The sequence below is a fragment of the Polaribacter sp. genome (genome assembly GCF_965656025.1).
Lineage (GTDB): Bacteria > Bacteroidota > Bacteroidia > Flavobacteriales > Flavobacteriaceae > Polaribacter.
This window is the reverse complement of the sequence record NZ_CBFHJT010000057.1, coordinates 6781-18918: the sequence shown is the minus strand read 5'-3', so window position 1 is coordinate 18918 and position 12138 is coordinate 6781. Positions and strand designations below refer to the sequence as shown.

Below are 12138 nucleotides of genomic sequence, written 5' to 3'. Positions count from 1 at the left end.
AGAAGTATTTTGTCCTTTTCCAGTGCATGGTTTAGACAAAGCAATGGGTTTAGCCCCAACAAGATTAGCAATTACTTCATTCTTTTATGGTATTACAGGTTTAGCTGTTGCCATTTGGATGACAAATTATATAATGATACAAGATTGGCCGCAAGATATTGGTGGTAAACCAAGTTTTACTTGGATAGATAATATGCCAGCATTTGTGCCAATTATGTTTGAATTAACCGTGTTTTTTGCAGCCCATTTAATGGTAATTACTTTTTATATGAGAAGTAGAATATGGCCATTTAAAGAAGCAGAAAATCCAGACCCAAGAACTACAGACGACCATTTTTTAATGGAAATTCCTGTAAGCGATAATGTAGACGCATTAACAGCTTTATTAACACAAACTGGCGCTGTAGAAATTAATATTGTAGACAAGCACTAATATAAAGTTATGAAGAAATTTAAATTAATTACTGCTTTAATTGCCATTACAACTTTAGTTTCTTGTAATGACAAAACAACAAGACAAGCACAATACATGCCTGACATGTATGAATCTGTACCATATGATGCAGATGGAGCTGATGGTCTTAAAGGAGCACCTGTAAATAGTAAACCTGTTGCAGGAACTATACCAAGAGGAGGAGCGCCAGCTTATGATATACCAGACACTATTGAAGGATATGAAACAGCAAAAACTGATTTAAAAAATCCTCTAGAAAAGAATGAGAAGAATTTAGAAAATGGTAAGAAAATGTATACCATTTATTGTGTTTCTTGTCATGGTAAAAAAGGTGATGGACAAGGATATTTAGCAACATCAGAAAAATTTGCTGGTATACCTAATTATAAAGATAGAGATATTACAGAAGGTAGTATTTATCATGTTTTAATGCATGGTAAAAACTTAATGGGATCTCATTCAGGTCAATTAACTTATAAAGAACGTTGGCAAATTACACAATACGTAGAAGTATTGCGAGCAGATTTGTTAAAATAGTATACAAAAAGATAGAATACGAAAGATATGTATCAATTCTCAGGTAAATTAAAAACATTCTCATTAGCACTAATTTTAATTGGTGTAATAGGAGTTGCATTTAGCTTTTATAGTGCGTCTAATAAAACGTTAGATGATGCAAAACATGCAATAACTGCAGCTAATGATCATGGTCATGGTAGTGCGAATGCAGACGAACATGGTAGTAAAGTAGTAGATGGTAATCATGATGCTTCAGGAGTACATGATACAGACAAACATATAGACAAAGAAATGAGTGCTCATGGTGCTCATGATGACGATTCTCATGCAGAACATGTGTTACATCAAATACAAAACAGACCTTGGTCCGCATTATACGTAGCTTTATTTTTCTTTTTAGGAATTTCTTTATTGGTATTAGCATTTTATGCTGCACAAAGAGTAGCACAATCTGGATGGTCTATAGTATTGTTTAGAGTTATGGAAGCAATAACTGCCAATTTAGTACCTACATCTATAATAATGCTAGTAATCATTGGTTTAACAGTTGGTCATTATAATCACTTATTTTCTTGGATGACTCCTGGAACTTTTGACCCAGAAAGTGCCAATTATGATCCAATTGTAGCTGGTAAATCTTGGTGGATGAATGTACCTGGTTGGGCAATAAGAAGTGTTATATATTTATTACTTTGGAATGTTTACAGATGGTTTATTAGAAAAAACTCTATTGCAGAAGATACAGCAAATGACGGAAACAAAACCTACAAGAAAAATTACAATGCATCAGTTATCTTTTTATTTGTATTTATGATTACAGAAAGTATGATGTCTTGGGACTGGATTATGGGATTAGACCCACATTGGTTCTCTACTTTATTCGGTTGGTATGTATTAGCAACTTTATTAGTTAGTGCATTAACCATTGTAGCATTTGTAACTATTTACTTACGATCTAAAGGAGCTTTACCACAAGTAAACGATAGTCATATACACGATTTAGCAAAATTTATGTTTGGTTTTTCTGTATTTTGGACATACTTATGGTTTGCACAATTTATGTTAATATGGTATGCAAATATTCCAGAAGAAACTACTTATTTTGTTGCAAGGTTCAACGAATATAAATTACCATTTTTAGCAATGGTAGCTATGAACTTTGTGTTTCCAGTATTACTGTTATTAAATAGTGATTTTAAAAGTATTCCTTGGTTTGTTGTTATCGGCGGTATTGTAATTTTAGGAGGCCATTATATAGATGTATTCATCATGGTAATGCCTGCTACCGTAGGTGGTCAATGGGGCTTTGGTATTGCAGAAATTAGTGCTTTACTATTTTTCTTAGGCATATTTATATATGCAACATTTAGTGCTTTTGCTAAAGCAAGTGCTATTCCTAAAGGAAATCCATTCCTAGAAGAAAGTGAACATTTTCACTACTATAATATCGAACATAGAGGTGAAGGATCAGCAGATCATCATTAATAAATAATTGAATTAAAAATTAAGACAAGATAAATATGCTAGCTCTATTTTATATTTTTATAGGTGTTGCAATCGGTGTAAGTGTTTGGCAAATTACTAGAATAATGAACTTTAGAAGTTCTATTGCCAACGATAAAGATAATGCTGCTCAAGGTAAATACGCAATTGGTTTTATGGCGTTTTTATATGCAATGATGATTTATTGTTTAATCTTCATGAATGTAATTATGTTACCAGAATCTGCTTCTATAGAAGGAGAACATGATGATAATTTATTCAACATTACTTTTTGGTTAATAGGTATCGTACAGTTTATTATGCAATTCTTAATCTTCTATTTTACTTTTAAATATAGAGGTAAAGAAGGTCAAAAAGCAAAATTTTATGCAGACAGTCATAAATTAGAATTCATTTGGACAGTAACACCAGCCATTGTATTAGTAGTATTAATTGGTTATGGTTTATGGCAATGGAATAATGTAATGGACTTATCTGATGCAGAAGACCCAATTGTTATAGAAGTTTATTCTCAGCAATTTAGATGGGACGCACGTTATGCAGGTGCAGACAATACCTTAGGTTTAGGTAATGTAAACTTTATCAAAGGTATCAACACGATGGGTGTAGACATGTCTGATAAAAATGCTGCAGACGATAAACAGGTCACAGAATTATACTTACCAAAAGGAAGAAAAATACATTTTAAATTTAGATCTCAAGACGTATTGCATTCAGCATATATGCCGCACTTTAGAGCACAGATGAACTGTGTTCCTGGAATGGTTACAGAATTTGGTTTTACACCAAAATACACTACTGAAGAAATGAGAAATCAGCCTGAAGTAATAGAAAAAACCATAGGTATTAACAAGATTAGAAGAGCAAAAGGAGAAGATCCTTATATTTTCGATTACTTGTTATTGTGTAATAAAATTTGTGGAGCATCTCATTACAACATGCAAATGAAAATTACTGTTGTAGAACAAGATGAATACGACAAGTGGTTGTCTGAACAACCTACATTAACTGAAGTTATTAAATAAATTTAAAAAAATACAAATAAATAAAGATTATGTCAGATCATCATCATAAAGAAACGTTTGTAACAAAATATATTTTTAGTCAAGATCATAAAATGATTTCTAAACAGTTCTTAGTAACTGGTATGATTATGGGGATCATTGCAGTTATGATGTCTATGTTGTTTCGTTTGCAACTTGCATGGCCAGATACATCATTTACAATTGTAGAAGCATTTTTAGGATCTCACCAAACAGATGGTATTATGAATCCAGATATGTATTTAGCTTTGGTTACAATACATGGTACAATAATGGTATTTTTTGTATTAACGGCAGGTTTAAGTGGTACTTTTTCTAACTTGTTAATTCCATTGCAAATTGGAGCAAGAGATATGGCATCAGGTTTCTTAAATATGATATCTTATTGGTTGTTCTTTTTGTCTAGTGTAGTTATGGTTATCTCTTTATTTGTGGAGGCAGGACCAGCATCTGCAGGTTGGACAATTTATCCTCCATTAAGTGCATTACCACAAGCAATACCAGGTTCTGGTACAGGTATGACTTTATGGTTAGTTTCTATGGCAATTTTTATTGCATCATCTTTAATCGGTGCCTTAAACTATATAGTAACTGTTTTAAACTTACGTACAAAAGGAATGAAAATGACAAGATTGCCATTAACAATGTGGGCATTCTTTATTACTGCAATTATTGGTGTAGTTTCTTTCCCTGTATTATTATCAGCAGCATTATTATTAATTTTCGATAGAAGTTTTGGTACTTCTTTCTATTTATCCGATATATTTATCTCTGGAGAAGTTTTACATTACCAAGGTGGTTCGCCTGTGTTATTTGAGCACTTATTTTGGTTCTTAGGTCACCCAGAAGTATACATTGTATTATTACCAGCTTTAGGTATAACCTCAGAAATTATTTCTACAAACTCTAGAAAGCCTATCTTTGGTTATAGAGCAATGATTGGTTCTATAATGGCAATTGCATTTTTATCTACAATTGTTTGGGGACACCACATGTTTATCTCTGGTATGAATCCATTTTTAGGATCTGTATTTACATTCACAACCTTATTAATTGCAATTCCTTCTGCAGTAAAAGCGTTTAACTACGTTACTACTTTATGGAAAGGTAATTTACAACTAAATCCAGCTATGTTATTTTCTATTGGTCTGGTATCAACATTTGTAACTGGTGGTTTAACAGGTTTAGTTTTAGGAGATTCTGCTTTAGACATCAATATACACGATACTTATTTTGTGGTTGCTCACTTCCACTTAGTAATGGGTGTTTCTGCAATTTTTGGAATGTACGCAGGTATTTATCACTGGTTCCCGAAAATGTATGGTAGAATGATGAATAAGACTTTAGGTTATTGGCATTTCTGGATTACAATTGTTTGTGCTTATGGCGTATTTTGGCCAATGCACTTTATAGGATTAGCTGGTTTACCAAGAAGATACTATACAAATACAAACTTTCCAATGTTTGACGACTTAGCCGACATCAACGTAGTAATTACAATTTTTGCGTTAGTTGGTGGTGTTGCGCAAATATTTTTTATAGCAAACTTCTTTATCTCTATGTATAGAGGAGAAAAAGCAACACAAAATCCTTGGAAATCGAATACTTTAGAATGGACAACACCTGTAGAACATGTACATGGTAACTGGCCAGGAAAAATACCAGAAGTTCATAGATGGGCTTATGACTATAGTAAACGTGTAGATCCTAATGATGATGATAGCGATTATTTACATGGTCAAGACTTTGTATTACAAACAACACCATTATTAGATGGCGAAGAACCATCATAATTAATAAAACTTAAATAAAAAACCTTTCCTATTTGGAGAGGTTTTTTGCTTTGTAGCAAAAGTTACAAAAATGCTATATCAAATAATATTATCTTTGTTTTTATGAACGAAAACTTAAACCCTGAAAATAGTAATTTGTCTAATGAAGACTTAGATGTAGAAAAAAAATTACGTCCACTTTCTTTTGATGATTTTACAGGTCAAGACCAGGCAATAGATAATTTAAAAGTTTTTGTAGAAGCCGCCAATCAAAGAGATGAAGCCTTAGATCATACACTTTTTCATGGGCCTCCAGGTTTAGGAAAAACAACTTTAGCACATATTTTAGCAAATGAATTACAAGTAGGTATAAAAGTAACCTCTGGTCCTGTTTTAGACAAACCAGGAGATTTAGCAGGTTTATTAACAAACTTAGATGAGAGAGATGTTTTATTTATTGATGAAATTCATCGTTTAAGTCCTATTGTAGAAGAGTATTTGTATTCTGCCATGGAAGACTACAAAATTGACATTATGATTGAATCTGGGCCAAATGCTAGAACAGTGCAAATCAACTTAGAACCATTTACTTTAATTGGTGCAACAACACGTTCAGGTTTACTAACTGCACCTATGAGAGCTAGATTTGGTATAAGTAGCAGATTACATTATTATAAAACAGACTTATTAACCACCATTATTCAAAGAAGTGCACACATTTTAGGGGTACCTATTTCTATGGAAGGTGCTATAGAAATTGCTGGTAGAAGTAGAGGAACACCAAGAATAGCCAATGCTCTTTTAAGAAGAGTAAGAGATTTTGCACAAATAAAGGGCGATGGAAATATAACCATAGAAATTGCTAAATATGCTTTAAAAGCATTAAATGTAGACGCTCATGGTTTGGATGAAATGGATAATAAAATATTAGCAACTATTATAGACAAGTTTAAAGGAGGGCCTGTTGGTATTTCTACAATTGCCACGGCCGTAAGCGAAAATACTGAAACTATCGAAGAAGTATACGAACCTTTTTTAATTCAACAAGGTTTTATAATGAGAACGCCTAGAGGAAGAGAAGTAACAGAATTGGCATATAAACATTTAGGCAGAACAAAAGGAAGAAATCAAGGAGAGTTGTTTTAAAAAATGGATATAAAAAAAATAATACCAATTCTAGAATGGTTACCTAACTACAATACTGCTTTATTTAAAGGAGATTTAGTAGCAGGTATTACTGTGGGTATTATTTTAATTCCACAAGGTATCGCCTATGCTTTAATTGCTGGTTTGCCACCAATTTATGGTTTGTATTGTGCCCTAGTACCACAAGTAATGTATGCCATTTTTGGCTCTTCTAGACAAGTAGCTATTGGGCCAGTTGCTATGGATTCTTTAATTGTAGCAACTGGTGTTTCTACTTTGGCATTAGCAGGGTCAGAAAGTTACATTTCAATTGCCATTTTATTAGCACTTATGGTAGGTACCATACAGTTTATAATGGGAATTTTTAGTTTAGGTTTTATTGTAAATTTTTTATCAAAACCTGTAATTACAGGTTTTACTTCTGCTATTGCATTAATTATAGGTTTTAATCAATTTAGAAATTTATTAGGAGTAGATTTTGTTCAAAGTGATCAAATTCAGATAATTGTAACAGATATTTGGCTTCAAATAAGTAACTACAATTATCATACAACTATTATTGGGCTGTTATCTGTATTCGTCATCATATTTTTTAGAAGGATCAATAAAAAAATTCCAAACGCACTTATTGTAGTTGTTTTAGGTATTTTAATTATGAAGTTTTTTGGAAAAAGTATTTCCGATGTTTCCATAGTAAAAGATATTCCTTCTGGCTTGCCAAATTTTGGAGTACCTGATTTAGAACTAGAACAAATAAAAGAATTATTACCAATTGCATTAACCTTAGTAATGGTGGGTTATCTAGAAACCATTTCTATTGGAAAATCTTTAGAAGCAAAACAAGACGAATATAGAATAAGACCTAATCAAGAATTAGTTGCTTTAGGGTTAAGTAATATTGTTGGTTCTTTTTTTAAGGCGTATCCAACCACTTCTAGTTTTTCTCGTTCGGCAATCAACCAAGAAAGTGGTGCAAAAACAGGTATGGCAGCTTTGGTTTCTGTGGTTATGGTTGTTATTACACTTTTATTTTTAACACCATTATTTTATCATTTACCAAAAACAGTATTAGCAGCAATTATCATTGTAGCTGTATTTGGATTGGTAAACATTCAAGAAGCTAAATTTCTATGGAAAGCCAATAATTTAGATTTTTGGTTAATGTTAGCTACATTTTTAGCAACATTATTATTAGGTATTAAATATGGTATAATTATTGGAGTAGGTTTGTCTTTAACCACATTAATTTATAGAACCTCTAGACCCTATGTTGTAGAGTTAGGTAAGGTGCCAAATTCTAACTTTTATAGAAATAAAAATAGATTCGAAGAAGTTATTATAGAGAAAGATATATTGGTTTTTAGGTTCGATGCACAACTTTTTTATGCCAATGCAAATTATTTTAGAGATCAATTAGATCAAATGATAGATAAAAAGGAGGGTAACTTAAAATTAATTGTGTTAGATGCAGAAAGCATCAATAGAGTAGATAGTACAGGTGTAGAAATGCTAAAAGAACGCGTAAAATATTTTCAAAAGAAAGGAATTTCGTTTTACTTTGCAGGAGTTAAAGGTCCAGTTAGAGACGATTTATTTAGAAGCGGAATTTTAGATATTATAGACATCAAACACTTCTTTATGAGAGCAAATCAAGCTGTAAAATTCTACAAAACAGGAGATAGAACTCATCAACAGAAATATGCAAAATACATACATCAAGCATACTAATTATATTTTTTAGGTAATAAATGTTACTAAAAAAAAGATTTTTAATTTGTTATTTTGCCTTATAATAAAAGAAAAGATATTATGATTATAGAACAAATTTATACGGGATGTTTAGCACAAGGCGCTTATTATATTGAGAGTAATGGAGAAGTGGCTATTGTAGATCCTTTAAGAGAAGTAAAAGATTATATAGATAAAGCCAAAGAAAATAATGCTAAAATTAAATACATTTTCGAGACACATTTTCATGCAGATTTTGTGAGTGGACATGTAACTTTAGCTGAAAAAACAGGAGCACAAATAATTTACGGACCAACAGCAAAAACTAATTTTGAAGCAATAATAGCAAAAGATAATCAAGAATTTAAAGTTGGTGATATCACCATTTCAGTCTTGCACACTCCAGGGCACACTATGGAAAGTGTGTGTTATTTATTAAAAGATAAAGACGGTAAAAACCATGCCCTTTTTAGTGGAGACACCTTATTTTTAGGTGATGTTGGTCGTCCTGATTTGGCACAAAAAGGAGATATTACAGAAAAAGATTTGGCAGGTTTTTTATACGATAGTTTGCGTACTAAAATTATGACCTTAGAAGACGATGTAATTGTATATCCAGCACATGGTGCAGGTTCTGCTTGTGGTAAAAACTTAAGTAAAGAAACTGTAGGTACTATTGGCGAGCAAAAGAAAACCAATTATGCTTTAAGAGCAGACATGACTAAAGAAGAGTTTGTAGATGAAGTTACAGACGGTTTGTTGCCACCTCCAGCCTATTTTCCTTTAAATGTAAAGTTAAATAAAGAAGGATATAAGAATGTAGATGACATTATTAAAAGTAGTGCAAAACCTTTATCTGTTAAAGATTTTGAATTGATTGCAAACGACACAAATGCATTAATTTTAGATGTACGTCATCAAGAAGAGTTTGTAAAAGGCTTTATACCACAATCTATTTTTATAGGGATTAATGGTGGTTTTGCACCATGGGTTGGAGCCTTAGTAAAAGACATTTTACAACCCATTTTATTAGTTACACCAATTGGTAAAGAGGAAGACACCATTACAAGGTTGTCTAGAGTTGGTTTTGATAATGTTTTGGGCTTTCTAGAAGGTAGTTTCGATTCTTGGAAAAAAGCAAATAAAGAAATAGATACTTTAGAATCTATTTCTGCAGAAACTTTACAAAAGAAAGTAGCAAACAAAGAGCCCGTTTTTGATGTTAGAAAGCCTGGAGAATATGAAAGTGAGCATATCAAAGTAGCAGAAAACACACCTCTAGATTTTTTAAATGACCATATTACAGAATTTCCTAAAACAGGGCCTTTTTATGTTCATTGTGCAGGAGGTTATAGATCTGTAATTGCAGCTTCTATTTTAAAAGCAAGAGGTTTTCATAATGTGGTAGATGTTGCAGGTGGTTTTGCTGCAATAAAAAATACAGAAATAGAAAGAACAGATGCTGTCTGCCCATCAACATTAAAATAAATTATGAAGCAATTAGTATATATTTTATTTCTTAGTTTCTTTTTTGTAAATTGTGATAAAGACCAAGAGTTAAAAACAATTTCTACAAAGCAATTAAAAACATTGTTAGCGAAAGAAAATATTCAATTATTGGATGTTAGAAGTCCAGAAGAAATTAAACAAGGTTTTATAAAAACAGCTGTTTTTGCAAATTATTTTGATACTAATTTTGCAGAAAAAGCAAAGAAATTATTAGATATATCGAAACCTGTATATCTATACTGCAGAAGTGGTAATAGAAGTGGCAAATCAGCAATAATTTTAAAAGAAAAAGGCTTCGAAGTATACAATGTTTTAGGAGGTTATAATCAATGGAAAAAAGAAAATTAATGATGAATACAAAAATAATAGAAATAGAAAATTTAAAATGCGGTGGTTGTGCAGCAACTATTAAAAAAGGATTACTTTCTTTAGAAGATGTAAACGATATAGAAATAGATGTAGAAAATTCTTTGGTTAAAATTACTTCAGAAAAAGAAGATGTTTTAGCAGTAAAAGAAAAACTATCTAAATTAGGCTATCCACCTGTAGGAGATAAAAATACAGTATTACACAAAGCAAAATCTTTTGTAAGCTGTGCAGTTGGTAGAATGGATTCTTAAAACCTAAAATACAGCTGATAAAAAAGACTTGATTGAAAAATCAAGTCTTTTTTATTTTTATCAATAGTCTAAAAACTTGCTAGTTGTCTATGCTTTGCGTAACTTTGTGGCTATGATTTTAGGACTACATCAATTAAAGAAGAATAAAATTTTTAACTTTTCGGGTTTAACTAATCAATCGAATAAGTTTATTACCTCTACTTTCTAGCGTAAGCTATATTTTCTAAAGCATCAAACTAGATGCACCATACAATTTTTTAGTTTTTTTTTAAAAGCAATCATTTTTTAATAATTGCAAAATATCTATTTGTTAATGACCATTCAAACATTTGATGCCTTTAACAGGTTATCCCTTTACGATATTACACGTATTACAAATTTTTTACACATATATTCAGGAGATTTTAAAGATACCAAAAGTGGTATTAGAAAATCTTTAATGTATGCTGCAAAAGAAATACCCGGTCTTGGAGGTGCTGTTTTTTTAATAGAAAACGATAATGAAATTATAGCAGCCTTAGTAATTAATAAAACAGGAATGAACGAATATATTTCTGAAAACCTTTTAGTAAACCTTGCTGTTAAAGATGAATATAGAAAAAAAGGAATAGCTAAAAAATTAATAACATACGCAAAAGATTATTGTATAGGCGATATTTCTTTACACATTAATAAAAGTAACACTGCAATGCAATTATTTGAAAAAGAAGGTTTTAAAGAAACAAATATAGAAATGAGATTAAAAAAATAAAAAAAATACATGAAAATTATACGACTTAGAAAAAATACATCATACCAAAAAGAACAATCTAGAATAATGGGAGAGTTAATTACAAAAGTAACTTCTGTAAATAAATACATCTTATGTTTTCCTGTTAAGAATATTGCTAAATATGAAGAAAAATATTATAAAGAAAAATTAGAACCCGAACACAATATGTTATTCATTTAATAGAATAACTCTTATTAATTATATAAATAAAGAAATGAAAGTATTAGTAATTGGAGCTGGTAACATGGGGCTTACCTACGCCCAAGGAATGTCTAAATCTAGACTACTGAAAAAGAAAAACATAATGGTGCTAGATAACTCAGAAAAAAAATTAGAAGAGTTAAATAACATCGCACATTTTGATGCCTTTAAAGAACTTAAAGACTGTGTGCCAGAGGCAGATATTATCTTTTTAGCTGTAAAGCCTTATCATGCAGAAGCACTATTAAAAACCATTAAACCACTTGTAAATACCCAACAAGTATTGGTTTCTATTATGGCAGGTGTTTCCATTAGCGCAATAAAAGAATATACAGGATTAGAAAAAATTGTGAGAGCAATGCCCAACTTACCAGCACAAATTGGTAAGGGATTAACTTCTTATGTATCTTCAGAAGAAGTATCTAATATAGAAATGCTAACCATAGAAAGTTTATTAAACACCACCGGAAAATCGATACAAGTTTCTACCGAAAAATTTATAGACGCTTCTACAGGAATTTCTGGTAGTGGTCCTGCTTATGTGTTTTATTTTATGCAAAGCATGATGGAAGCCGCCTTAAAAATGGGTTTTTCAAAAAAAGATTCAACAGTTTTAGTAAGTCAAACATTTACTGGTGCTGTAGAACTTTTTAATCAATCTAATTTATCTCCAAATTCTTGGATGGAAAAAGTAGCCTCTAAAGGAGGTACAACTCGTGCAGCATTAGATTCTATGAAAGATAATAAAGTAAACGAATTAATTAAAGATGCCGCTTTTGCAGCTTTTTCAAGAGCTGTAGAATTGGGTAAAGAATATTAAAATGGAAAAAGAAAGAATAGTCATTAAAGTAGGAACCAATGTAATGACTAA

At 31.2% G+C, this 12138-nt stretch carries 13 protein-coding genes; all 13 read left to right on the top strand.

Translation table 11 applies throughout. From position 1 onward, the window contains the following. On the top strand, positions 1 to 433 hold a 433-nt coding region (locus tag ACTG3S_RS10895), incomplete at its 5' end, for a DUF3341 domain-containing protein (protein ID WP_439129386.1). A 9-nt stretch (positions 434 to 442) separates the two neighbouring features. Continuing rightward, positions 443 to 991, top strand: coding sequence for a c-type cytochrome (locus ACTG3S_RS10890; protein ID WP_439129385.1), 549 nt, complete (start codon positions 443 to 445; stop codon positions 989 to 991). Between the two features lie 27 nt (positions 992 to 1018). After that, positions 1019 to 2458 (top strand): quinol:cytochrome C oxidoreductase, encoded by a 1440-nt coding sequence (locus ACTG3S_RS10885; protein WP_439129384.1) that lies wholly within the window; start codon positions 1019 to 1021, stop codon positions 2456 to 2458. 35 nt (positions 2459 to 2493) lie between these two features. Further along, positions 2494 to 3501, top strand: coding sequence for a cytochrome c oxidase subunit II (locus ACTG3S_RS10880; RefSeq protein ID WP_439129383.1), 1008 nt, complete (start codon positions 2494 to 2496; stop codon positions 3499 to 3501). A 29-nt stretch (positions 3502 to 3530) separates the two neighbouring features. Continuing rightward, positions 3531 to 5312, top strand: a complete 1782-nt coding sequence (locus ACTG3S_RS10875) for a cytochrome c oxidase subunit I (RefSeq protein ID WP_439129382.1) — start codon at positions 3531 to 3533, stop codon at positions 5310 to 5312. A 102-nt stretch (positions 5313 to 5414) separates the two neighbouring features. After that, positions 5415 to 6437, top strand: a complete 1023-nt coding sequence (ruvB, locus tag ACTG3S_RS10870) for a Holliday junction branch migration DNA helicase RuvB (RefSeq protein WP_439129381.1) — start codon at positions 5415 to 5417, stop codon at positions 6435 to 6437. Between the two features lie 3 nt (positions 6438 to 6440). Then, entirely contained in the window at positions 6441 to 8165 is a 1725-nt protein-coding gene (locus tag ACTG3S_RS10865; protein ID WP_439129380.1) for a SulP family inorganic anion transporter, read from the top strand. 81 nt (positions 8166 to 8246) lie between these two features. Continuing rightward, positions 8247 to 9653: an MBL fold metallo-hydrolase gene (locus tag ACTG3S_RS10860; RefSeq protein WP_439129379.1), complete on the top strand. Its 1407-nt coding sequence runs from the start codon at positions 8247 to 8249 to the stop codon at positions 9651 to 9653. 3 nt (positions 9654 to 9656) lie between these two features. Then, positions 9657 to 10022: a rhodanese-like domain-containing protein gene (locus ACTG3S_RS10855; protein WP_439129378.1), complete on the top strand. Its 366-nt coding sequence runs from the start codon at positions 9657 to 9659 to the stop codon at positions 10020 to 10022. Continuing rightward, the gene (locus ACTG3S_RS10850) at positions 10004 to 10294 is read left to right on the top strand and encodes a heavy-metal-associated domain-containing protein (protein ID WP_439129377.1); all 291 of its coding nucleotides are present in this window, start codon (positions 10004 to 10006) and stop codon (positions 10292 to 10294) included. The genes ACTG3S_RS10855 and ACTG3S_RS10850 overlap by 19 nt, the downstream gene beginning before the upstream one ends. Positions 10295 to 10607: 313 nt before the next feature. After that, positions 10608 to 11045, top strand: coding sequence for a GNAT family N-acetyltransferase (locus tag ACTG3S_RS10845; protein ID WP_439129376.1), 438 nt, complete (start codon positions 10608 to 10610; stop codon positions 11043 to 11045). A gap of 9 nt (positions 11046 to 11054) precedes the next feature. Beyond that, a complete protein-coding gene (locus tag ACTG3S_RS10840) occupies positions 11055 to 11246 on the top strand; it encodes a hypothetical protein (RefSeq protein WP_439129375.1) in 192 nt (63 codons plus the stop codon). A gap of 34 nt (positions 11247 to 11280) precedes the next feature. Then, positions 11281 to 12087 carry a pyrroline-5-carboxylate reductase gene (proC, locus tag ACTG3S_RS10835; RefSeq protein ID WP_439129374.1) on the top strand — a complete coding sequence of 269 codons (807 nt, stop codon included), beginning with the start codon at positions 11281 to 11283 and terminating at the stop codon, positions 12085 to 12087. Positions 12088 to 12138: the final 51 nt, after the last annotated feature.